The organism is Nocardia sp. NPDC058176 (assembly GCF_042883805.1).
In the GTDB taxonomy this organism is placed as follows: Bacteria; Actinomycetota; Actinomycetes; order Mycobacteriales; family Mycobacteriaceae; genus Nocardia.
The window spans coordinates 361,945-383,421 of the sequence record NZ_JBHVVA010000005.1 but is presented as its reverse complement, the minus strand read 5'-3'; the positions used below and the strand labels follow the sequence as shown (position 1 = coordinate 383,421).

The following is a 21,477-nucleotide window of genomic DNA, read 5'->3' as shown; positions in this document are numbered from 1 at the left end:
CTGGCCGAGCCGGGTAGCGGCCAGGTAGCCGTCGAATGAACCCGCGGCGCACGCGCGGTGCCGCGTCGGCCGATCAGCCGTGTACCGCCACGGCATCCACCTCGAACTTCATTCCGGGCAGGGCGAGCGAGGCGACGCCGAGCAGGGTCTGGGCCGGTGGCTTGTCGCCCCAGATCTCGGCGATCTTGGTGCCGAGGACGGTCAGCTTGTCCAGGTCGTGGTCGACGATGAACGTGCGCAACTGGGCCACATCGGCGTATCCGAGTCCCGCCGAGCGCAAGGCCGTGCCCAGATTCTCGAAGGCCCTGGCCACCTGGCCCGCGAAATCCTCGGTGGTGGTGTGCCCCTCGGCGTCCGAGTCGTACTGACCCGCGATCAGCACGAGTTCGCCGGACACCCTGGCGACGTGGCTGTACCCGAATCCGGTCGGATCGTGCAGCTCGGCCGGGTTGCTGATGTCCACTGTCATGTCGATCTCCTGTCGTTTCGCGAATGGTTCGCATCGAGGAGACGGCGGACGGGCGCCGAGTGTGACAAAGGTGTCGTCGGCCATGGCGGGCGGAGGGGCCACAGGTGCCCCGACCAGGGCGGGGACGATACTGGTGCGCAGGCGATCGCGGGCATCGCCGCGGTGTCGTGCAGTACTCCATCTGAACCTGGGATCACCGCATCCGTTCGACTCGGCCGGGTGCGCTTTCACGCGGTAGGAGAGGAACTCACATGAGCAGGATCCGAACGATCAGGGCGGTGGTCGTCGCCATCGGGTTGGGTGCCGGGATGCTCGGCGCGGTGGCGCCCGCGTCGGCCGCGCCGACCCCCACCGTGGTGCTGGTGCACGGCGCCTTCGCCGACACCACCAGCTGGGACGGCGTCGCCGCGAACCTGCGCGCGGACGGCTATCGCGTTGTCGTGCCGGACAATCCACTGCGCGGACCCGCCAACGACGCGGCCGCCGTCGAACGCGCGATCGCCGACATCGACGGCCCGATCGTGCTGGTCGGGCACTCCTACGGCGGCGCCGTGATCAGCAATGTCGACGACCCCGACGTGACCGCCCTGGTCTACATCGCCGCGTTCGCCCCCGCGCAGGGCGAACCCGCCCAGCTGTTGCTCGACCCGATCCGCTTCCCCGGCAGCCGCCTGCTGCCACCGGTCCTGCAACTGGCCGTCGTCGACGACCCGCAGGGCATCGACGGCAAGAGCCTCGACGGCTACGTCGACCCGGCGTCCTTCCACGAGGTGTTCGCCCCGGACGTCAGCGATGCCACCGCCGCCGACATGATCGCCCACCAGCGCTCCATCGCCGTCGCGGCGAACATCGAACCCTCCGGCCCCGCCGCCTGGACCCGGCTCCCCAGCTGGTACCTGGTTTCCGGCGAAGACCTGGTGATCCCGCCCGCGTCCCAGCGCTTCATGGCCGAACGCAGCGGCGCGACCACCACCGAGATCCCCGCCTCGCACGCGTCCCTGGTCTCCCGGCCCGAGGCCGTCGCCGCCGTCATCACCGCGGCGGCCACGAGCTGACCCTCCTCAGCGCGTCGAATGCCGAATCCAGACATTGGGTTCCACGTAGACGGCTGAGTCGTGCTCGACCACGCACCGGACCGGAGTCAGGGCCTTCGGGACCAGGACCGGGCCGGTGGTGTCGAAGGGCAGGCCGGTCCAGTCCCGCCATTCGGCCAGGGTTCCCGGAACGACCATCGACCGCGGCGCGACCTTGTCGATCACGCCGCCCGCCCGGACGTGCACCCGCAGCCACGGGTCGACCGGGAGGCCGTCCGACCTGGTCAGCCCGGCGTAGACGCCCATCGGCTGCTCGATGTCGGTCTTGCCGTTGGGGCGGACCGGGGCGACGAGTTCGTCGAAGCCGTGCCGGGCCGCGTTGTCCCGCAGTGCGGCGACGATCTCGGCGCTCAGGCCGGTGCCCTGCCTGCTCGGGTCGATGACGATCTCGATCGCGGACACCGTGTCGGGCACGTCACCGGCGATCCGCGTGCGGACGCCGCGCCGGATCGCCCCGTCCCAGCCGTCGTCGGGCAGTTCGTCGGCATCGAGCAGGAACGGGATCGAGTAGGCCTGGGCGACGACTTCGCCCGCTTCGTCCTGGCACACCAGGATGTAGTCGGCGAAGTCGTCGGTCATCGAGTAGTAGAGCGAGCCCATCGGGTCGTGGCGCATGAACTCCGGCCACGGGCTCGCCATCGCGTGGAAGGCATCGAGCAGGTCGGGGCGATCGGCGAGTACCGAGATCTTCAGCGGCATGGCTTCCACCGTGCCCGAGCGCCGGGTTTCCGTCGAGTGCTTTTGACACGTCGCAGGTCGCGCGATCATGTCGGTACCTGTCTCTAGTCTGTCGACATGGTCGGACCGGACTCGGCGCTACGCCGCCTGACGCGCGATGCGGGAAAACTCCTGCAGCCCTATGGATTCGACGGCGGCGAGGCCACCTGGGTGCACCTCGCGCCGGGTGGTGTCGCCTCGGTCCGGCGCACCAGGACCGTGCGCACCTGGACCGACGGCCACCAGGTCCTGCGCTTCGGCCTCGGCCTGGCCGCCACCCCCACCGCCTGGTGGGAATTCACCACCTGGCGCAACACCGCACTCGGCCTGCCACCCACCCCGCTCGAGCAGGCCACCGGCCCCGGCCTGATCGACGAACGCACCCTGCCCGCCGACCTGACCGACCCCTGGTCCCTCCGGGTCGACCAGACCCGAGCGGGCAACCCCGCCCGGCAATCCGACATCGACACCATCCGCGCCGACCTCCCCCGTCGCGTCCACGCCTATGCCCGCCGCGCCCTGCGCCTCCTCGAACCCGACGGCTACCTCCACGAGTTGCTCGACGATCCGAACCCCACCGTCGGCACCGCGGAGGCGATCGTCGTCCTGCTCGCCGACCACGGGCCGACCACCCAGCTCGACGAGGCGATCACGGGTCTGCGCGCCGCCCTGGCCGAGCTGGACGAATCGACCTACGCCGAGCAGGTCGTCGACTACGCCCGCCGTCGCGCCGCCCTCGTCTGAGACCCCAGCAGTAGGATTTCGATGACCACGAGCAGGAGGCCGAGGTGAACGAGACGACGGTGGCCGAGGTGAGGGCCGAGCTGGCCGCGCTCGACGATCCGAAGATCCGCGCCGTGAACGAGAAGCACGGCGACGATCACGGCGTGAATCTCACCGCCCTGCGCGCGGTCGCCAAGCGGTTGAAGATCCAGCCCGAACTCGCGCGCGAACTGTGGGCAACCGAGGACACCGCCGCCCGCCTCCTCTCGATCCTGATCTCTCGCCCGAAGGCCTTCGACGCCACCGAGCTCGACGCCATGCTGCGCGACTCCCGCACACCCAAGGTGCACGACTGGCTCGTGAACTACGTGGTCAAGAAGAACCCACACGTCGAACAGCTGCGCCTGGCCTGGTTCGCCGACCCCGACCCCGTCGTCGCCAGCGCAGGCTGGGCCCTGACCACCGACCGCGTCGCCAAGAAACCCGACGGCCTCGACCTCACCGCACTGCTCGACCTCATCGAGGCGCAAATGAAAGACGCCCCCGACCGCCTGCAATGGGCCATGAACCACTGCCTGGCCCAGATCGGCATCGAGCACCCCGACCACCGCACCCGCGCCATCGACATCGGCGAACGCCTGAAAGTCCTCGAGGACTACCCGACCCCACCGAACTGCACGTCCCCGTTCGCCCCGACCTGGATCGCGGAGATGGTGCGTCGCAAGGGCGCCTGACACCTGTGCCGATGCTGGGTTCGGTAGCGACCGAGCCGGGTGAGCTCACGAATTCGCGGTTCGCCCTGCTGATTCGGGTCTTTCTTCACTGCCGGCCGTCGCGTCATCGGCGAGGAGCAGGCGGATGATGTCGGCCCATTCGCGCAGGGTGGTGTTGACCGAGGTTTCGGAGGTGCGCAGGACGCGGGAGGCGACGGTGCCGCGGAGGACGGTGATGGTGAGGTTGCGGATGGTGGGGTAGCGGGGGTGGGCGACGATGTCGGGGCCGAACAGGTCGTCGACGACGCGGAACAGGTCGCGGCCCGCGGCGCGTTCGGCGCGTTCGAGGGCGGTGGACAGTTCGGGGTCGGTGCGGGCGGCGGCCCAGAGTTCGAGTTCGGCCTGGGCGGAGGGGCGGGTCATGGATTCGTAGAGGGCCGCCAGGGCTCGGTCGAGCGGGTCGGTGTCGGGGCCGAGGCGGTCGGCGGCGGCGCGGGCGGCCAGTTCGTTGCGGTGGACGAGGGTTTCGACCAGTGCCTTCGTCAGGTCGGCGACCGTGGGGAAGTGGTGCAGCAGCGCACCGCGGCTGAGACCGGCCGCGTCCTGGACCGCGACGGTGGTCAGCGCCGGGTAGCCGCGGCGGATCAGCAGGTCGATCGCCGTGTCGAGGATGCGGGCCCTGGTGGCCTGCCGCTGTGCTTCGCGTGCCGTCACTTGCGGCCTCTCTGGTGGGTCGACCGTGCGGCCGAGAATTTCACAGTCACTATTGACTGTCAATCGTCCGGTCCGTCATGCTCGGTCCATTCCCGGCCGATCCGAAGGGACCCATCGTGTCGAACAGCAGCAATCCCGGTGACCGCCCCGCGGCGTGGTACGAGAACTGGTCCGAGGGGCCCGATTCGCCGTGGCGGCACCGCCCTGACCCCGATTTCGACCACGAGTACTCCACGCTGACCTACGAGCGTGACGGCCGGATCGCACGGATCACCTTCAACCGGCCGGACCGGGGCAACGCGATCACCCCGCACACCCCGCGCGACCTCGCGCACGCGGTCGAACGCGCCGATCTCGATCCACGCGTGCACGTCATCCTGGTCGCCGGACGGGGCAAGGGGTTCTGCGGCGGCTACGATCTCGACCTGTTCGCCGAGCAGAGCTTCGGCGGTGCGGACGGCCCGGACGAGGTCGCCGGGACGGTGCTCGATCCGGTTGTCAACGCGGTCAACCACATTCCGCACAGCACCTGGGATCCGATGATCGACTACGCGATGATGAGCCGGTTCACCAAGGGATTCGCCAGCCTCCTGCACGCGAACAAACCGACCGTCGCCAAACTGCACGGCTTCGCCATCGCGGGCGGCACCGACATCGCCCTGCACGCCGACCAGATCATCTGCGCCGACGACACCAAGATCGGCTACCCGCCCACCCGCACCTGGGGCGTCCCGGCCGCGGGCCTGTGGGCGCATCGACTGGGTGACCAGCGCGCCAAACGACTGCTGTTCACCGGTGACTGCATCAGCGGCGCGCAGGCGGCCGAATGGGGTCTCGCGGTCGAGTCCTGCCCGGCCGAGGAACTCGACGAACGCACCGAGGAACTGGTGGCCCGGATCGCCCGGATGCCGGTCAACCAGTTGATGATGACCAAGCTGGCGCTCAACTCCGCGCTCAACACCCAGGGCGTCGCCAACTCGGCCATGATCAGCACCGTCTTCGACGGCGTCTCGCGCCACACCCGCGAGGGCTACGCGTTCCAGACGCGCGCGGCGACGGTCGGGTTCCGCGAGGCGGTGCGGGAGCGCGACGACCCCTACGGGGACCACAAACGCGCTCAGTTCGAACGCTGAGATCAGGGCAGCACGTTGGGAATCAGGTGCGGCGCCTGCTGGGCGACCACCGTCCCGAGGAACGCGCCGGCGTAATACCCGGCGTAGGTCCCGACCACGCCGCCGACGACGCCACCGGCGACCGCGCCGACCGGCACGCTCAGCCCACCGGTGGGCAGGGCCAGCGGGGTGGCAAGGGCCGTTCCGCCCGCGACGCCGAGGGCGACGCCGGTGATGCCGCCGATGACCTGGCCCGCTGTCGAGCCGAGGTAGGTGGCGTTCTCCTCCGGGCTCGCGATGGGCGCCGCGGCGGCCACCGGCTGGGCGGCCAGGGGCGCGCTGGACGCCGAGTAGGCGACCGGCTGGGCTACCGAGGGGTCGACGGATGCCGAGTAGGCGACGGGCTGGGCTACCGAGGTGGCGGCGCCGGACTCCCAGGGGCTGGAGATCGGCTGTGCCGCAAAGTATTCAGCCGAGGCGACGAATCCATCGGAGATCGGTGCCGCCGTCGCGGCGATCGCGTGCTCCGGCGGAATGACCGCGTGGTCGGGCGCGATGGCCTCGGGCGCACCGGCCTCGGGCGCATCGGGCGTCTGCGTGACGGTCTGCACCTGCGCGGCCTGCGCGGCACCAGGGCCGACGCCGAAGGCGATCGCCGCGGGCAGCGCCACCGCGACGGGAAGTCCCTGCAATGCCTTGCGACGCTTGCTCACTGCCCTGTGTCGTCCTGCCATCTGAAAGTCCTTCCCGAGTTCAGTCCGTCGCACGGCTCATCGCGGTCGGCGTGACGGGCGCTACCGCTTGTGACCGGCCTCGCTCGCCGACGCGATGGCTATGACGCCGGTCGGGCATTGACAAAGCCGGGGTCCGGGATGTCCAATTGATAGGACATCCAACTATTGGTCTCCCTGTCACCTGTGCGCTCGGCGTACCGACAGCAACGGAGTAGGACTGGCATGGTTCGCGAACTCACTCACTTCATCGGTGGTCAGCACGTCAAGGGCGCCTCGGGCGCGTTCGGTGATGTCTTCGATCCCAATATCGGCCAGGTGCAGGCCCGGGTGCCGCTGGCGAGTACCGCCGAGGTCGAGGCGGTGATCGCCAACGCGGCCGAGGCGCAGCTGGTGTGGGCGGCGTTCAATCCGCAGAAGCGGGCGCGGGTGCTGATGAAGTTCCTGAGCCTGGTCAACGACGAGATGGACAGCCTGGCCGCGTTGCTGTCGTCGGAGCACGGCAAGACCATCGCCGACGCCAAGGGCGACATCCAGCGCGGGCTCGAGGTGATCGAGTTCGCGATCGGCATCCCGCACCTGCTCAAGGGTGAGTACAGCGAGAGCGCGGGCACGGGTATCGACGTGTACTCCATGCGTCAGCCGCTCGGTGTGGTCGCCGGGATCACGCCGTTCAACTTCCCGGCGATGATCCCGCTGTGGAAGGCGGGCCCGGCGCTGGCCTGCGGCAACGCGTTCGTGCTCAAGCCGTCCGAGCGTGATCCGTCGGTGCCGTTGCGGCTGGCCGAGTTGTTCCTCGAGGCGGGTCTGCCGCCGGGGGTGTTCAACGTGGTCAACGGTGGCAAGGAAGCGGTCGACGCGATCCTGCACGATCCGCGGATCAAGGCCGTCGGGTTCGTGGGGTCGACCCCGATCGCGCAGTACATCTACGAGACCGCGACCGCCAACGGCAAGCGGGCGCAGTGTTTCGGTGGTGCGAAGAACCACGCGATCGTCATGCCCGATGCCGATCTCGACGATGTCGCCGATCAGCTCATCGGCGCGGGTTACGGGTCGGCAGGCGAGCGCTGCATGGCGATCTCGGTGGCGGTGCCGGTGGGGGAGGAGACCGCCGATCGGCTGGTCGCCAAGCTGACCGAGCGCGTCCACAAGCTCAATGTGGGCCGTTCCGATGACCCCGGCGCCGACTTCGGTCCGCTGGTCGGGCGGGACGGCGTGGACCGGGTCACCGATTATGTCCAGGTCGGCGTCGATGAGGGGGCCGAGCTGGTCGTGGACGGTCGCGGTCTGACCGTCGACGGTGCCGAGGACGGCTATTTCGTCGGCGCGACCCTGTTCGATCGGGTGACCGCCGACATGCGCGTCTACAAGGAGGAGATCTTCGGTCCGGTCGTGACCGTGGTCCGCGCCGCCGATTACGAAGAGGCGCTGCGGCTGGCCGACGAGCACGAGTACGGCAACGGCGTCGCGATCTTCACCCGTGACGGTGACACCGCGCGGGATTTCGCGGCCAGGGTGCAGGTGGGCATGGTCGGCATCAATGTGCCGATCCCGGTCCCGATCGCGTACTACACCTTCGGTGGCTGGAAGCGTTCGGGCTTCGGCGATCTGAATCAGCACGGCCCGGATTCGATCCGCTTCTACACCAAGACCAAGACGGTGACGCAGCGTTGGCCCGCGGGGCTGAAGGAGACCAACGCGTTCGTCATCCCGACGATGGACTGACCCGATGTTCACCCTCAACGACGACGAGCGCGCGATCGGTGAGACCGCGCGCCAGTTCGCCGACGAGTTCCTCGCGCCGAACGCGCTGGAATGGGATGAGCGCAAACACTTTCCGGTCGACGTCCTGCGCAAGGCGGGACCGGTCGGGTTCGGCGGCATCTGCGTCGGTGACGATGTCGGTGGCTCCGATCTGCGCAGGCTCGACGCGGTCCGGATCTTCGAACAGCTCGCCACGGGCTGCCCCTCGGTCGCGGCCTACATCTCGATCCACAACATGGCGACCTGGATGATCGACGAGTACGGCACCGATCAGCAGCGCCGCCGGTGGGTGCCCGGCATGGCGTCGATGGAACTGCTCGGCAGTTACGCGCTGACCGAGCCGGGCGTGGGTTCGGATGCGGCGGCCTTGACCACCAAGGCCGTGCGCGACGGTGACGATTACGTGCTCACCGGTGCCAAGCAGTTCATCTCCGGCGCGGGCGCCAATGACGTGTACGTGATGATGGTGCGCACGGGTGGCGAAGGGCCACGCGGCATTTCGGCGCTGATCGTGCCTGCCGACACCCCCGGTCTGTCGGTGGGGCCGAACGAGAAGAAGATGGGCTGGAACGCACAGCCCACCCGGCAGGTGATCCTGGAGGACGCGCGGGTCCCGGTGGCCAACCGGCTCGGCGCCGAGGGTGACGGATTCTCGATCGCGATGAACGGCCTCAACGCGGGTCGGCTCAATATCGCGGCGTGCTCGATCGGCGGCGCGCAGGCCGCCTTGGAGAAGACCGTCGCCTACCTCACCGAACGCCAGGCGTTCGGCCGATCCCTGATCCGCAACGACGCGCTGCGGTTCGACCTGGCCGACATGGCGACCGAGCTGGAAGCGGCCAGGACACTGCTGTGGCGGGCCGCCGCGGCGCTGGACGAGGGCGCGCCGGACAAGGTGGCCCTGTGCGCGATGGCCAAGCGATTCGCCACCGATGTGGGGTTCGAGGTGGCCAACAAGGCACTGCAATTGCACGGTGGCTACGGCTATCTGCACGAGTACGGTCTGGAGAAGATCGTGCGCGATCTACGGGTGCACCAGATCCTCGAGGGCACCAACGAAATCATGCGGGTGGTTGTCGCCCGCGCGCTGACAGGAGCGGCATGACCGACGAACCCGAGGTGTTGATCGAGCTGCGCGACGGGTTGGGCTCGATCACCCTGAATCGTCCCAAGGCGATCAACGCGCTGAATCACTCGATGACACTGGCCATCACCGACGCACTGCGGGCCTGGGCCGACGACGACGCGGTGCGCGCCGTCGTGCTCACCGGCGCCGGTGAGCGCGGGCTGTGCGCGGGTGGTGACATCGTGGCGATCCACGCCGACGCGAAAACCGGTACGGCGGGCGCCGATTCGCCGACCGGGCGGTTCTGGCGGGACGAGTACCTGCTCAACGCGCTGATCGGGAGTTACCCGAAGCCGTATGTGGTGATCATGGACGGCATCGTGATGGGTGGCGGGGTCGGCCTGTCCGCGCACGGCAGCCACCGCATCGTGACCGAGCGGTCCAAGATCGGGATGCCCGAGGTCGGCATCGGTTTCGTGCCCGATGTCGGTGGCACCTATCTGCTCTCGCGCGCGCCGGGTGAACTCGGTACCCACGTCGCGCTGACCACCGCACGGATGACCGCGGGTGACGCCATCGCCGCCGGCTTCGCCGACTACTACGTGCCCAGCGACGCCGTCCCGGAACTGCTCGACGCGCTGCGCTCCGCCGACGTCGACGAGGCCATCGCGAAGTTCGCCCAGGCGGCACCCGCCTCGGACCTGCTCGCCCAGCAGACCTGGATCGACGCCTGCTACAGCGCCGACACCGTCGAGGAGATCGCCGCCCGGCTCCAAGCCGACAGCGCGCCGAAGGCCGCCGACGCCGCCGGTGACCTGCTCGCGAAATCGCCTGTCTCGCTGAAGGTCACATTGCGGGCGCTGCGGGCCGCGCGTGAGCTGCCGAGTCTGGAAGCGGTACTCGACCAGGAGTACCGGGTCTCGATCGCCACCCTCGCCTCGCACGACCTGGTCGAGGGCATCCGCGCCCAGGTGATCGACAAGGACCGCAATCCCCAGTGGCGGCCCGCCACCCTCGCCGAGGTCACCGACGAGCAGGTCGCGGCCTATTTCGCCGAACTGGGCGCCAAGGAACTGGGTTCGACGACACCGGAGGTACGGCGATGACGAAGAAGATCGGTTTCCTCGGTCTCGGCCACATGGGCGCGCCCATGGCGGCCAACCTGGTCACGGCGGGCTATGACGTGCTCGCCTTCGACCCCGTGCCCGCCGCGCAGGAGCAGGCGCGGGCCGACGGCGCGACCGTGGTGGCCACCGCCGCCGAGGCGGCTGCCGACCGGGACGTGGTGATCACCATGCTGCCCAACGGCAAGCTCGTGCTCGACGTGTACGCCGAACTGCTGCCCGCCGCCGCACCGGGGACACTGTTCATCGACAGCTCCACCATCGACGTCGCCGATGCCAAAGCCGCTGCGGCACTGGCTGTCTCGGCTGGTCATCGCCCGTTGGACGCACCGGTCTCCGGTGGTGTCGCCGGGGCGACGGCGGGCACCCTCACCTTCATGGTCGGCGGTGCCGAGGACGACTTCGCCGACGCCGCCGAGGTGCTGAACGTACTGGGCGGCAAGGTGGTGCACTGCGGTGGCGCCGGCGTCGGGCAGGCCGCCAAGATCTGCAACAACATGCTGCTCGGGATCTCCATGATCGGCCTGTCGGAAGCGCTGGTGCTCGGTGAACGCCTCGGGCTGAGTCACCAGTCGTTCTTCGATGTGGTCTCCACCGCCTCGGGCCAGAGCTGGGCACTGACCAGCTACTGTCCGGTCCCCGGCCCGGTGCCCGCCAGCCCGGCCAACAACGACTACCAGCCCGGTTTCGCGACCGCGCTCATGTCGAAGGACCTGACCCTGGCCGCGAACGCCTTGCGCGCCAACGGTATCGACGGTCAACTCGGCGAACTCGCCGCGGCCATTTATCAGCAGTTCAATCAGACCGACGCCGGACGGGATTTCTCCGCGATCATCACCGCCATCCGGGACCGTTCCGAGTAATTCGACTATTCGGCGGCCGGACACATCCGTGTGTCCGGCCGCCGTTCCATTCGTCCAAGACCGGACGGCGTAATACGGCCTAACGTCGGATTCATGACAACAACACGTCCCACTTCCGATCGATCGGTCGACGACCAGCTCGTGGCGGTGCTCGACGAATGGATGGCGGCGATCGTCGCCAATGACGCGGACCGGATCGGTGCGTTCATGGCCGACGAATGGGTCATGGTCTCCGAGAACGGCGTCACCACGGCCGAACAGTTCCTGGCCTTCGTCCGGTCCGGCGACCTCACGCACTCTGCCATGCAACGGGTCGGCGACGCCAGAATCCGCCGCTACGGCGAGGTGGTCCTGCTGACCACGCGGGCCACCAACACCGCCCACTACCAGGGCACCCGCTTCGACGCCGACGAATGGACCACCGATGCGTTCACCGAGATCGACGGGCGATGGCAATGCCTGCTGACCCAGATCACCGCGGCGAAGCTCGGCTGAGAAAGACCCCCACACAGAACAGTCCCCGGTAGTCTCCATCGATGCCATGAGCCTCAGTCGTCGCTGGGTGCTCCGGTATTCGACTGGCTTGCCGGGGGCTTAGCCAGATCCTGGAAAATTGTCACTGGAGGCGATCGACGTCTCGGTCGTCAGCGTGGCCCTTTTCCGGTGTTCCGGTATCCATCCAGTCTTCTCCGGATTCTCGATCTGTCAATACCCATGGCCGAAGTTTTTCGCGCTTGCATTCGGTACGCAGGTACAGACTTACCGTCGATTCATGACGACATTGCCTGTTTCGGAGGACTGGGTGCCGGATGCGTGCACCCTGCCCACCGTGGCGCGACCGATCCGCGTGGCCGAATTCGACCGGTTCTTCGCCGAGTCCGTACGAACCGCGCACCGCACTTCCCCGACCCGGCTCGACCTGCGCCTGGCCGAGGATGCCGAAGCAGCCGCGCGTGACCTCGCGGCACGGGAGTCCGGCTGCTGCTCGTTCTTCACCTTCGACTTCGACACCACCGATACCGCGACGGTCATGCGGGTGGATGTCCCCGTCACCTATGTCGAGGTGCTCGATGCTTTCGCGGCCCGGGTCGACACCGCGATGGCCGCTGATTCGCGCCAGGGAGGAGACAGCCGTGGCTGACCGGAACCCCCGGCGCTGGCTGGCGTCGATCGGCGCGGGTGGACTGCTGTGCCTCGGCTGCTGCCTGGCGCCGATCCTGATCGCGGCCGGGGTGCTCGGCAGCGGGACGGTGCTGGTGACGGTGTCGTGGCTGGAACCGCTCGGGTTCGCCTTGATCGGGATCGGCGTGGTCGGGCTGATCTGGTCGCGCACACGGGTCCGGCGAACCGGATGTGCCACCGATTCGGACCGGTCTCCGTGCGCGGGCGCCGGGTGCGGGTGCGCTCCGGTGGCCGGATGAAGTTCACCCGGTTCGGGTGATGCCGCGGTTCCGCGCCGATGTGATGCTGCGGGGGCAGTCGGTCGGGTCGAGACCTGCCGTCGCGAATCGTTCCAATCCGCGTGGGAAGGGATCCGATGACCGTTCAGCAGGAGGCGTCAGCTGCTATCGCGGCCGCCAACGACAGCCTGGCGCAGGCCTTGCCGTTCAGCGACACCCAGGACTTCGCCGATGCCGAGCGGGGGTTCGTCGCCGCGCTCACACCGGGTGTCGTGCACAAAGCCGACGGTGAAGTGGCCTGGGACAGTGACGCTTTCGCCTTTCTCGACGGTGACTGCCCGCCCACGGTGAACCCGAGCCTGTGGCGCCAGTCGAAGCTGTGCGCCATGCAGGGGCTCTACGAGGTCACCGACGGCATCTATCAGATCCGCGGTCTCGACCTGTCGAACATGACGCTGGTCGAGGGCGAGCAGGGCGTGATCGTGATCGACCCGCTGATCTCGGCCGAGACCGCGGCCGCCGGGCTCGCGCTGTACCGGGAGAACCGTGGTGACCGGCCGGTGACGGGGGTGATCTATTCGCACTGCCACATCGACCACTTCGGCGGCGTCAAGGGCGTGACCACCGACGAAGACGTCACCGCGGGTCGCTGCCCGATCATCGCGCCGGTGGGGTTCACCGAGCACGCGGTCGAGGAGAACGTCTACGCCGGAACCGCGATGGCCCGCCGGTCCGCCTACATGTACGGCGCCGCGCTGCCGCGAGGGCCGCTGGGCGCGGTCGGCGCCGGACTCGGCCCGACGAACTCGACCGGCACGCCCACCTTGATCTCGCCGACCGTGCTCATCGACCACACCGGCCAGACCGTGACCGTCGACGGCGTCGAGATCGAGTTCCAGATGACGCCGGGCACCGAGGCCCCCGCGGAGATGAATTTCTTCTTCCCGAAGCAGCGGGCCCTGTGCATGGCCGAGAACGCCACCCACACCCTGCACAACCTGCTGACCCTGCGCGGTGCGCTGGTCCGCGACCCGCACGTGTGGGCGAAGTACCTCACCGAGGCGATCAATCGCTACGCCGCGCGCATCGATGTCGTCTTCGCCTCCCACCACTGGCCCACCTGGGGGACCGAACGGCTCACCGAGTACCTGTCGATCCAGCGCGATCTCTACGCGTACCTGCACGACCAGACCCTGCGGGCGCTCAACAAGGGCACCACCGGCATCGAGTTCGCCGAGGAAATCCAGCTGCCGCCCGCGATCGAGAACTCCTGGGGCACCCACGGCTACTACGGGTCGGTCAGCCACAACGTCAAGGCGATCTATCAGCGATACATGGGCTGGTTCGACGGCAACCCGGCCACGCTGTGGCAGCATCCGCCCGTCGCGTCGGCCATCCGGCACGTCGAGGCGATGGGCGGCGCCGACGAGGTGCTGGCCAAGGCGCGAAAGTCCTACGCCGACGGTGATTTCCGCTGGGCCGCGCAGCTGCTGAACTATGTGATCTTCGCCGAGCCGGACAATGCCGAAGCGAAGGCGCGGCAGGCCGACACGCTCGAACAGCTCGGCTACGGCGCCGAGAACGGCACCTGGCGCAACTTCTTCCTCATGGGCGCCTACGAATTGCGCCACGGCAACATCGGCACCCCGCTGGCCACCGCGTCGGCCGACATTTCCGCGGCGCTGTCGGTGGAGCAGGTCTTCGACGCGCTCGCCCTGCGGGTCGACGGCCCGCGCGCGTGGTCGGCGCTGATCACCATCGACTGGCGGATCACCGATACCGCCGTCGTGCATCGCACCCAGCTCCGCAACGGGGTGCTCGTGCACTTCGACGTCGACGGTGACCTCCCCGCACCGGACGCGACCTTCGTGCTCTCGGAACAGGATCTGCGCGCGGCCCTGCTGGGCGGCCGGTCGCTGAGCGAGATGATCGGCGCGGGCACGGTGTCGGTGGACGGCGACGCGGCCGCCCTCGCGGAGCTGGTCGGCTACCTGGACGCCCCCGACCCGGACTTCGCCATCGTGACCCCCTGAGTTCGCGCGGCGAAGGAGTCCGGCATGCGTAACCCATTCGCGGGCGAACGCATGACGAAGGCCGACGTCGTGGCCGGTGTGCCCGGCGCGATCGCGGGTGTCCCCGACGGGATGGCCTCCGGGCTGCTCGCCGGGGTCAGCCCGGTCCAGGGGCTGTACGCGAGCATGGCCGGGCGGTTCTTCGGCGGGTTCTCCACCAGCACGCGATTGATGGTGGTCACCACGACGAGCGCGTCCGCGCTGGCGGCGGGCTCGGCACTGAGCGAGATCTCGCCCGCCGACCGCTCGGCCGCGCTCGTGCTGCTGACCCTGTTCGCCGGGGTCGCGATGGTCGTCGCTGCGGCGCTGCGGCTGGGCCGCTACACCCGGTTCGTTTCGCATTCGGTGATGACCGGATTCCTGCTCGGAATCGCCGCCAACATCGTCTTCGGACAGCTGCCGAGCCTGCTCGGCGCGCCATCGGAGGGCTCGGTGGCGGGGATGAAGGCGCTGCACGTCGTGCTGCATCCCCGCCAGATCGACTGGCGATCAGCGGTGGTCGGCGTGCTCGCGATCGTGCTCATGGTCGCCGTGGCGCGGACCAGGTTCAAGACGGTGTCCTCGCTGGCGGGCCTGGTGGTGCCGACCGCGGTGGTGCTGGCGTTCGGCTGGGACGGGGTGGCGACGGTCGCCGACGCCGGTGACATCCCCACCGGGTTCCCGCTGCCGCACCTGCCGGATTTCAGCGTGCTGTCGCCGTCGTTGATCACGGGTGCGCTGGCGGTGACCGTCATCGTGCTGGTCCAGGGTGCCGGCGTCGCCGAATCGGCGCCCAATCCCGATGGTTCCCGCGGGCGGGTCGACCGCGATTTCACCGCGCAGGGCATCGGCAACATCTGCTCGGCGCTGTGGCGCGGGATGCCGGTCGGCGGCTCGGTCGGGCAGACCGCGATCAACACCGCCGCGGGCGGGCGGACCCGGTGGTCGGGGATGTGGTCGGGGCTGTGGATCCTGGTGATCCTCGTCGCGCTCACCGCGCTGGTCGGGAAGGTGCCGATGCCGACCCTGGCCGCCATCCTGATCGTGGCCGCGGTCGGCTCGATGAACCTCGATCGGGTGCTCGCGATCTGGAGCAGCGGCACCATCTCCCGGACCGCGCTCGGCGTCACCTTCGTGGCGACACTGCTGCTGCCGGTGACGGCCGCGGTCGGGGTGGGGGTAGGCATCTCGCTGCTGCTGCAACTGAACCAGGAGGCCATGGACCTGCGGGTGGTGCGGCTGCGGGTCCACGACGGCCACCTGGTCGAGGCGAAGCTGCCCGCGCGGCTCACCGACGACGAGATCGTGATCCTCGACGTGTACGGCAGCCTCTTCTACGCGGGCGCGCGCACCCTGCAGACCCAGCTGCCCGATCCGACCGGCGCCCGCGATCCGGTCGTCATCCTGCGGCTGCGCGGGCGAACGAGCGTCAGCGCCACCTTCCTGCATGTCATCACCGACTACGCCCGGCGCCTCGACGCGGTGGGCGGACGTCTGTACCTCAGCGGTGTCGACCCCCATGTCCGGGCGGTGTGGAGCGACGAGCTGCTCGCCGGGATGGGCGTGCGGATCGAGTTCTTCCCGGCCACCCGCACCCTCGGCGAGTCCACCCTGGCCGCCTACGCCGACGCCGAGATCCGCGTCGACCGACAACAGCACGGGAGTTGAGATGGCGTACCTGGTGCCCGCCGACCAGCGGCGAACGGTCGACGAGCTCACCGACAAGCTGGATCTGTCGGTCGGTTCGGTCACCGCCAAACGGTCGGCGTTCTGGATCATGCTGGTGCTGTCGGCCGTGATCGCGATCTCCGGCGTGATCGGGGACTCCACCGCCACGGTCATCGGCGCGATGATCGTCGCGCCGCTGTCGGTGCCGATCCTCGGCATCGCGCTCGGGGTGGTGACGGGCCGCGGACCACTGGTGGCACGCAGTCTGCTGCTGGTGGGGTGCGGGATCGTGGTGGTGGTCGCGCTGGGATTCCTGTTCGCGCAGCTGCTGCCGAATCCGGTCAATGTGCTGTCGAACGCGCAGGTGCTCGGCCGTACCTCGCCGAAGCTGATGGACCTGACCGCCGCGTTGGCCACCGGCCTGGTCGCGGCCGTCGCGATCACCCGTCGCGATGTCGGTGACGTGCTGCCCGGTGTGGCGATCGCGATCTCGCTGGTGCCGCCGCTGGGTGTGGTCGGGGTGTGCCTGGGTTCGCAGGCGCCCGCCCTCGCGCTGGGTGCCTTCGTCCTGTTCGCCTCCAATGTCGTGGCGATGATCCTCACCGCCACGATCGTGCTGGTCGTGGCGGGATACGCCGAGGCACCGGCCGGTCGCCGGACCAAGGCCTATCTGGTGTTGGGTGCGGCACTGATCCTGGTGGCGGTGCCGATGGTGCTCAACTCGCTGTCGACGCTGTGGGCCGGACAGATCGCCGACGCGACCCGCGACTGGCTGCGCGACGCACCGGGCGCGCAGGTCGTCGACGTGACCCTGCAGGGCGATACCGCGACGATCTCGGTCCTCGGTCCCGAACAGCTCCCACCGGTCGAGGAGCTCCAGCGGGCGGTGGACGATCTCGTGCCGTGGAATCCGGACGTCGTCATCGTCCACACCGTCGGCGCGCGGTTGCAGCGGGACCGCTGACATCGATCTCACCCGGAAGGTGTGACGCGCTCCGCCCGCTCGAGCCCTAGCGTCGCGGTACGGGCTCACCCGGGTCGAAAAGGAGCGCACATGAACGGCATCATCGTGGCCCTGGTCGGGGCACTGCTGTGTTTCTACGGCGTGCGGTCGGTACACCTGGGGATCCTGGCGATCGGGTTCGGACTCGGGTGGTTGATCGCGGACCTGTTCAACGCCACGTTCTGGTGGCTGCTGCTGATCGGGCTGATCGGCGCGGTGTCGTCGTGGGTGGTGACCTCGCTGGTCTTCCGGTTCGCGTCCTATTTCATCGGCGGGCTCACCGGCGCGATGATCGGCACGAAACTGGCCACCGTGCTCCAGCCCGGCGACAAGAACTGGGCACTGAGCATGATCGTGGCCCTCGCGGTCTGCGTGGCCGGTGCGTTCCTCGCCCAGAAGTTCCGCGCCCGCGCCCTGCTGTGGCTCACCTCCATCGGCGGCGCCAGCCTGGTGCTCAGCGGCGTCGCCCGCATGAGCGACTCCCTGGCCTTCCTGCGTTCCCCCGAACCCGGCTGGCAGCAGGTCACCGCCACCCTGGCCTGGATCGGCCTGTCGGTCCTCGGCTGGATCACCCAGCGTCACCTGTTCGCCGAACGCCTCGGCATCGAACACCTCGCCGGCGATGACGACGACAAGATCGATCAGCGCAAGCGCAACGGCGGCTGGCCGACCAAGTAGGCCGCGGCGCTCAGTCGGCGGTGTCGAGGAGCAGGTGTCGGCCGATGGCGGTCAGCAGCTGTTCGGCGCCGGGTAGCGCCCGCCCGCGCCGTGCGATCGCGATCTCGTTGACCAGCTGGATCGCCGCCTGGACGGTGATCTTGGCTTCGATCTCGGTCACCGCCGGATCGGCGATGCGGGCCAGATGGATCCATTCGGCGAGGTACTCGTGCTGGGCCGTACGCAGGCGGTGGCGCTCCGGCTCGGGGAGTTCGCCGCCTTCGGTGAGCAACAGGTGCACCAGGTTGGGCTGTTCGAACGCGAAGGCCACGTAGCCGGTGAACACCCGCGACAGGGTGGCGCCCGCGTCGTCGACGCCCGACAGCGCACGGGTCAGGTCCAACCGGAGCCATTCGTTGCCCCGCGACAGCGCCGCGACGAGGATCTCGGCCTTGTTGGCGAAATGGTTGTAGAGGCTGGGGCCGGCGATGCCGATCGCCTGGCCGATGTCGTCCATGCTGACATTCGAGAAGCCCTGCCGGGCGAACAACTCGGTCGCCGCCTCGAGCACGCTGTCGCGCCGCGACACCACGGGCCTGCGCGGCTGCCCACCGGACGGTCGCGCGTCGATCCGCGCCGGTATCGGCACCGTGAGGGCGGGTTCGATGAGCCGGGTGAGGGTGGTGACCATCCGGTTGCCGGGCAGCGTCGCGGTGTGGAACGAGATGCTGGTCGCGATGCCGAGCGCGCACACCGCGAGGAACTCCTGCTGGGGCCGCGTCACCTCCGGCCGCGCCGCGCCGATCAGATCCGCCAGGCGCGTCCGGCTCTCGTGCAGCGCGGAGCGGATCTCGCGGTGCGATTCGTCGCTGAGATACCGCGCCTCCCGCCACCAGATCACCCCCGCCCGGCGCTGCTCGACCGCGGTCCGGGCGATGGCCTGGGACAACTCGGCCACGCCCGGCCGGTCGAGCCGGTCGAGCGTGGCGCCCACCGCGGCGATCGACTCGGCGGTCACCGCCGCCAGCAGCTCCTGCTTGCCGCGGAAATGGCGGTACAGCGCGGACGGACCGATGGCGACCGCCGCGGCGATGTCGCTCATGCCGACGTTGGCGTACCCGACCCGATAGAACAGGTCGGTCGCCGCCGCCAGGATGAGCTGACGGCGGTTCGCCGGGCGGGTGCCCGGCGCCGGTCGCTCATCGGTGGTCGTCATCGATCAGGAAACTTGGTCGACTGCATCCTCCCAGTATGGTTTGCGAAGCTCGCGCTTGAGAATCTTGCCCGCCCCCGAGAGCGGCAGCGCCTCGACGAACTCGACACTGCGTGGCACCTTGTATCCGGCGATCAGGGTCTTGCAGTGCGCGCGCAGCTCCTCCTCGGTGACCGCCGCGCCCGGCTGCGCCACGAGCACCGCGTGCACCCGTTCACCCCAGCGCGAATCGGGGACGCCGATGACCGCGCAGGCCGCGACCGCCGGATGGGCGGCGAGGACGTTCTCCACCTCGGCCGAGTACACGTTCTCCCCGCCGGTGATGATCATGTCCTTCATCCGGTCGACGATGAACACATACCCCTCGGCGTCCATGTACCCGCCGTCGCCGGTGTGCATCCAGCCGTCGCGGATCGCCGCCGCGGTCTCGGCCGGGCGCTGCCAGTACCCGAGCATGACGTTGTCGCCCCGCACGACGATCTCGCCGACGGTCCCGCGGGGCACCTCGTTGTCGTCGGCGTCGACGACGCGGACCTCGGCATGCGGCGCCGCCCGACCGCCCGAGCGCAGGACTTCGGGCCGGTCGTGGTCGGCGGGGGAGAGCAGGGTGGCCACCGGCGACAGTTCGGTCATCCCGTAGGCCTGGGTGAAATCGGTGGCCGGGAACAGGCTCCGGGCCCGGGTGAGCAGTGCCTCCGAGATCGGGGATGCTCCGTAGAGGAGGCGTGCGAGGCTGCTCAGGTCGAAGTCCGCGGCGGTGGGATCGTCGACCAGCATCTGGATCATCGTCGGCACCAGCAGCGCGTCGGTGACGGCGTGGTCGGCGATGGCGCGCAGTGTGTCCGCGGGCGTGAACATCGGGATGATCACGTGCGTCGAGCCCGCCAGGTTCCCGATGGTCCACAGCGCGATGTCGGCCAGATGGAACATCGGCGCCGCGTGCAGCATCCGGCCCGCCCGGCCGACGACGTGCCCGGTCGCCAACGAGCCGAGTCCCGAGGTCACCAGGTTGTGGTGGCTGAGCATCACGCCCTTCGGATGGCCGGTCGTTCCGCCCGTGTAGAAGACGCCGAGCAGCGCGTCACCGCCGGTTCTGGTGTCCGGGACCGGTTCGGCGGCGGCCAGGAGTTCCTCGTAATCGAGTGTGTCCGGCGGTGTTTCGGCCTCGCTGAGGAAGATCACCGTGGCCAGCTCCGGGAACTGGGCGCGCAGCGCCGGGACGGCGGCGGCGAAGGCGTCGTCGACGAGCAGCACCCTGGTACCGGAATCGCGCAGCGAGTAGGCGATCTCGGTGGGCGACCACCGGATGTTGACCGGGTTGACGACCGCGCCGATCCACGGCACCCCGAACAGGTACTCGTGATACCGATCCGAATTCAGCGCGAGAATGCCGACGCGGTCACCCGCTGCCACCCCGAGCGCCCGCAGCGCGCCGCCCAACCGCGCGATCCGGTCGACGGATTCGGCCACGGTGCGGACCCGATCGCGATAGATCGTGGCAATGCGGTCGGGCTCCTGTTGCCGCGACCGATGCAGGGACTGGGTGAGGTACATCAGAAGTCGAATCCGCCGCCGCAGACCAGGGTCTGGGCGCTGACGTAGTCCGATTCCGGCGTGCACAGCAGGTAAACCGCACCCGCGGCCTCGGCCGGTGTGCCACCGCGACCGAGCGGGATCATCTGCTCCATGGCGGCCAGCAGGTTCGGATTCACACCGACCTTGATCTGCTTGCCCTCGACATCGATCGTGCCGCCGGAATCGGCCGGTGCCTCGGTGAGCCGGGTCTTGATCAGGCCGAAGGCCACGGTGTTCACGGTGACGTTGTAGCGACCCCATTCCTTGGCGAGGGTCTTGGTCAGGCCGATCACGCCCGCCTTGGCGGCCGAGTAGTTGGCCTGGCCGGCATTGCCGCCGGTCCCGGCGAGGGAGGAGATGTTGACGACCTTGCGACACGGCACCGGTGCGCCGTCCGCCTTGGCCTGCTTCACCAGCCCCGCGATCACCGGCTGCGCGGCGCGCAGGATCTTGAACGGCGCCTTGAGGTGCACGTCGAGGATGGCGTCCCACTGCTCGTCGGTCATCTTCTGGATCACCGAATCCCAGGTGAAACCGGCATTGTTGACGATGATGTCGAGCCCGCCGAACGAGTCCACGGCGGCCTGGACGAACTCCTCGGCGAACCCGTCGGCGGTGACACTGCCCGGCACCGCGACCGCGCGTGCCCCGAGTGCCTCGATCGCGGCGACGGTCTCCTTGGCCGGTTCGGCGTCGAGGTCGTTCACCACGACGGCCGCGCCCTCGGCGGCGAGTTTGAGCGCGATCTCACGCCCGATGCCACGCCCGGAACCGGAGACGATGGCGACCTTGTTGTCGAGCTTTCCCATGGTGTGTGCGT

General features: G+C 69.1%; 22 protein-coding genes. 15 read left to right on the top strand and 7 right to left on the bottom strand.

Translation table 11 applies throughout. The features are described from left to right. Positions 1-73: 73 nt before the first annotated feature. On the bottom strand, positions 74-469 hold the full coding sequence (locus ACFVVM_RS26155; protein WP_387623292.1) for a RidA family protein: 396 nt from the start codon (positions 467-469) through the stop codon (positions 74-76). A 308-nt stretch (positions 470-777) separates the two neighbouring features. Here ACFVVM_RS26155 and ACFVVM_RS26150 point away from each other — a divergent pair, with 308 nt between their 5' ends. Beyond that, positions 778-1,524, top strand: a complete 747-nt coding sequence (locus ACFVVM_RS26150) for an alpha/beta fold hydrolase (protein WP_387623499.1) — start codon at positions 778-780, stop codon at positions 1,522-1,524. 6 nt (positions 1,525-1,530) lie between these two features. Here the strand turns inward: ACFVVM_RS26150 and ACFVVM_RS26145 are convergent, their stop codons facing one another. Further along, on the bottom strand, positions 1,531-2,262 hold the full coding sequence (locus ACFVVM_RS26145; RefSeq protein ID WP_387623290.1) for a hypothetical protein: 732 nt from the start codon (positions 2,260-2,262) through the stop codon (positions 1,531-1,533). A 96-nt stretch (positions 2,263-2,358) separates the two neighbouring features. Between ACFVVM_RS26145 and ACFVVM_RS26140 the strand changes: the two genes are divergently transcribed. Further along, complete coding sequence (locus tag ACFVVM_RS26140) at positions 2,359-3,024, top strand: hypothetical protein (protein ID WP_387623287.1); 666 nt, start codon at positions 2,359-2,361, stop codon at positions 3,022-3,024. 44 nt (positions 3,025-3,068) lie between these two features. After that, a complete protein-coding gene (locus ACFVVM_RS26135; RefSeq protein WP_387623284.1) occupies positions 3,069-3,737 on the top strand; it encodes a DNA alkylation repair protein in 669 nt (222 codons plus the stop codon). Positions 3,738-3,782: 45 nt separating this feature from the next. Here ACFVVM_RS26135 and ACFVVM_RS26130 read toward each other — a convergent pair whose 3' ends face one another. Beyond that, complete coding sequence (locus ACFVVM_RS26130; RefSeq protein WP_387623281.1) at positions 3,783-4,430, bottom strand: TetR/AcrR family transcriptional regulator; 648 nt, start codon at positions 4,428-4,430, stop codon at positions 3,783-3,785. 116 nt (positions 4,431-4,546) lie between these two features. Here ACFVVM_RS26130 and ACFVVM_RS26125 point away from each other — a divergent pair, with 116 nt between their 5' ends. Next, the gene (locus ACFVVM_RS26125) at positions 4,547-5,563 is read left to right on the top strand and encodes a crotonase/enoyl-CoA hydratase family protein (RefSeq protein WP_387623279.1); all 1,017 of its coding nucleotides are present in this window, start codon (positions 4,547-4,549) and stop codon (positions 5,561-5,563) included. Positions 5,564-5,565: 2 nt separating this feature from the next. Here ACFVVM_RS26125 and ACFVVM_RS26120 read toward each other — a convergent pair whose 3' ends face one another. Then, a complete protein-coding gene (locus ACFVVM_RS26120; protein WP_387623276.1) occupies positions 5,566-6,276 on the bottom strand; it encodes a hypothetical protein in 711 nt (236 codons plus the stop codon). Positions 6,277-6,498: 222 nt separating this feature from the next. On the opposite strand from ACFVVM_RS26120, the gene ACFVVM_RS26115 reads away from it, so the two are divergent. From ACFVVM_RS26115 to ACFVVM_RS26065, 11 genes are all read left to right on the top strand, one after another. Beyond that, positions 6,499-7,998, top strand: coding sequence for a CoA-acylating methylmalonate-semialdehyde dehydrogenase (locus ACFVVM_RS26115; protein ID WP_387623274.1), 1,500 nt, complete (start codon positions 6,499-6,501; stop codon positions 7,996-7,998). A 4-nt stretch (positions 7,999-8,002) separates the two neighbouring features. Next, positions 8,003-9,142 (top strand): acyl-CoA dehydrogenase family protein, encoded by a 1,140-nt coding sequence (locus ACFVVM_RS26110; RefSeq protein WP_387623271.1) that lies wholly within the window; start codon positions 8,003-8,005, stop codon positions 9,140-9,142. Continuing rightward, on the top strand, positions 9,139-10,209 hold the full coding sequence (locus ACFVVM_RS26105) for an enoyl-CoA hydratase/isomerase family protein (RefSeq protein WP_387623268.1): 1,071 nt from the start codon (positions 9,139-9,141) through the stop codon (positions 10,207-10,209). The genes ACFVVM_RS26110 and ACFVVM_RS26105 overlap by 4 nt, the downstream gene beginning before the upstream one ends. Beyond that, positions 10,206-11,090 (top strand): 3-hydroxyisobutyrate dehydrogenase, encoded by an 885-nt coding sequence (gene mmsB, locus ACFVVM_RS26100; RefSeq protein WP_387623265.1) that lies wholly within the window; start codon positions 10,206-10,208, stop codon positions 11,088-11,090. The genes ACFVVM_RS26105 and mmsB overlap by 4 nt, the downstream gene beginning before the upstream one ends. Positions 11,091-11,183: 93 nt before the next feature. Continuing rightward, on the top strand, positions 11,184-11,585 hold the full coding sequence (locus ACFVVM_RS26095) for a nuclear transport factor 2 family protein (protein ID WP_387623262.1): 402 nt from the start codon (positions 11,184-11,186) through the stop codon (positions 11,583-11,585). A 277-nt stretch (positions 11,586-11,862) separates the two neighbouring features. Continuing rightward, positions 11,863-12,231, top strand: a complete 369-nt coding sequence (locus ACFVVM_RS26090) for a hypothetical protein (RefSeq protein ID WP_387623260.1) — start codon at positions 11,863-11,865, stop codon at positions 12,229-12,231. Further along, positions 12,224-12,511: a hypothetical protein gene (locus ACFVVM_RS26085; protein WP_387623258.1), complete on the top strand. Its 288-nt coding sequence runs from the start codon at positions 12,224-12,226 to the stop codon at positions 12,509-12,511. The genes ACFVVM_RS26090 and ACFVVM_RS26085 overlap by 8 nt, the downstream gene beginning before the upstream one ends. Positions 12,512-12,627: 116 nt before the next feature. After that, positions 12,628-14,523 (top strand): alkyl/aryl-sulfatase, encoded by a 1,896-nt coding sequence (locus tag ACFVVM_RS26080; RefSeq protein WP_387623255.1) that lies wholly within the window; start codon positions 12,628-12,630, stop codon positions 14,521-14,523. 24 nt (positions 14,524-14,547) lie between these two features. After that, positions 14,548-16,209, top strand: a complete 1,662-nt coding sequence (locus tag ACFVVM_RS26075; protein ID WP_387623253.1) for a SulP family inorganic anion transporter — start codon at positions 14,548-14,550, stop codon at positions 16,207-16,209. Position 16,210: 1 nt separating this feature from the next. Further along, a complete protein-coding gene (locus tag ACFVVM_RS26070) occupies positions 16,211-17,173 on the top strand; it encodes a DUF389 domain-containing protein (RefSeq protein WP_387623250.1) in 963 nt (320 codons plus the stop codon). A gap of 90 nt (positions 17,174-17,263) precedes the next feature. Further along, on the top strand, positions 17,264-17,890 hold the full coding sequence (locus ACFVVM_RS26065; RefSeq protein WP_387623247.1) for a DUF4203 domain-containing protein: 627 nt from the start codon (positions 17,264-17,266) through the stop codon (positions 17,888-17,890). Between the two features lie 10 nt (positions 17,891-17,900). Here the strand turns inward: ACFVVM_RS26065 and ACFVVM_RS26060 are convergent, their stop codons facing one another. From ACFVVM_RS26060 to ACFVVM_RS26050, 3 genes are read right to left on the bottom strand one after another with little or no spacing between them, the layout of a single operon-like run. Next, positions 17,901-19,085, bottom strand: a complete 1,185-nt coding sequence (locus ACFVVM_RS26060; RefSeq protein ID WP_387623245.1) for a TetR/AcrR family transcriptional regulator — start codon at positions 19,083-19,085, stop codon at positions 17,901-17,903. Positions 19,086-19,088: 3 nt separating this feature from the next. Then, positions 19,089-20,636, bottom strand: coding sequence for a long-chain-fatty-acid--CoA ligase (locus ACFVVM_RS26055; RefSeq protein ID WP_387623242.1), 1,548 nt, complete (start codon positions 20,634-20,636; stop codon positions 19,089-19,091). Further along, a complete protein-coding gene (locus tag ACFVVM_RS26050) occupies positions 20,636-21,466 on the bottom strand; it encodes an SDR family NAD(P)-dependent oxidoreductase (RefSeq protein ID WP_387623239.1) in 831 nt (276 codons plus the stop codon). The genes ACFVVM_RS26055 and ACFVVM_RS26050 overlap by 1 nt, the downstream gene beginning before the upstream one ends. Positions 21,467-21,477 lie beyond the last annotated feature (11 nt).

Bases quoted from the DNA above. Each gene is read 5' to 3' on its own strand.
- ACFVVM_RS26155 (WP_387623292.1), bottom strand. From the start codon at position 469: ATGACAGTGGACATCAGCAACCCGGCCGAGCTGCACGATCCGACCGGA.
- ACFVVM_RS26150 (WP_387623499.1), top strand. From the start codon at position 778: ATGCTCGGCGCGGTGGCGCCCGCGTCGGCCGCGCCGACCCCCACCGTG.
- ACFVVM_RS26145 (WP_387623290.1), bottom strand. From the start codon at position 2,262: ATGCCGCTGAAGATCTCGGTACTCGCCGATCGCCCCGACCTGCTCGAT.
- ACFVVM_RS26140 (WP_387623287.1), top strand. From the start codon at position 2,359: ATGGTCGGACCGGACTCGGCGCTACGCCGCCTGACGCGCGATGCGGGA.
- ACFVVM_RS26120 (WP_387623276.1), bottom strand. From the start codon at position 6,276: ATGGCAGGACGACACAGGGCAGTGAGCAAGCGTCGCAAGGCATTGCAG.
- ACFVVM_RS26115 (WP_387623274.1), top strand. From the start codon at position 6,499: ATGGTTCGCGAACTCACTCACTTCATCGGTGGTCAGCACGTCAAGGGC.
- ACFVVM_RS26110 (WP_387623271.1), top strand. From the start codon at position 8,003: ATGTTCACCCTCAACGACGACGAGCGCGCGATCGGTGAGACCGCGCGC.
- ACFVVM_RS26105 (WP_387623268.1), top strand. From the start codon at position 9,139: ATGACCGACGAACCCGAGGTGTTGATCGAGCTGCGCGACGGGTTGGGC.
- mmsB (WP_387623265.1), top strand. From the start codon at position 10,206: ATGACGAAGAAGATCGGTTTCCTCGGTCTCGGCCACATGGGCGCGCCC.
- ACFVVM_RS26095 (WP_387623262.1), top strand. From the start codon at position 11,184: ATGACAACAACACGTCCCACTTCCGATCGATCGGTCGACGACCAGCTC.
- ACFVVM_RS26090 (WP_387623260.1), top strand. From the start codon at position 11,863: ATGACGACATTGCCTGTTTCGGAGGACTGGGTGCCGGATGCGTGCACC.
- ACFVVM_RS26080 (WP_387623255.1), top strand. From the start codon at position 12,628: ATGACCGTTCAGCAGGAGGCGTCAGCTGCTATCGCGGCCGCCAACGAC.
- ACFVVM_RS26075 (WP_387623253.1), top strand. From the start codon at position 14,548: ATGCGTAACCCATTCGCGGGCGAACGCATGACGAAGGCCGACGTCGTG.
- ACFVVM_RS26070 (WP_387623250.1), top strand. From the start codon at position 16,211: ATGGCGTACCTGGTGCCCGCCGACCAGCGGCGAACGGTCGACGAGCTC.
- ACFVVM_RS26065 (WP_387623247.1), top strand. From the start codon at position 17,264: ATGAACGGCATCATCGTGGCCCTGGTCGGGGCACTGCTGTGTTTCTAC.
- ACFVVM_RS26060 (WP_387623245.1), bottom strand. From the start codon at position 19,085: ATGACGACCACCGATGAGCGACCGGCGCCGGGCACCCGCCCGGCGAAC.
- ACFVVM_RS26055 (WP_387623242.1), bottom strand. From the start codon at position 20,636: ATGTACCTCACCCAGTCCCTGCATCGGTCGCGGCAACAGGAGCCCGAC.
- ACFVVM_RS26050 (WP_387623239.1), bottom strand. From the start codon at position 21,466: ATGGGAAAGCTCGACAACAAGGTCGCCATCGTCTCCGGTTCCGGGCGT.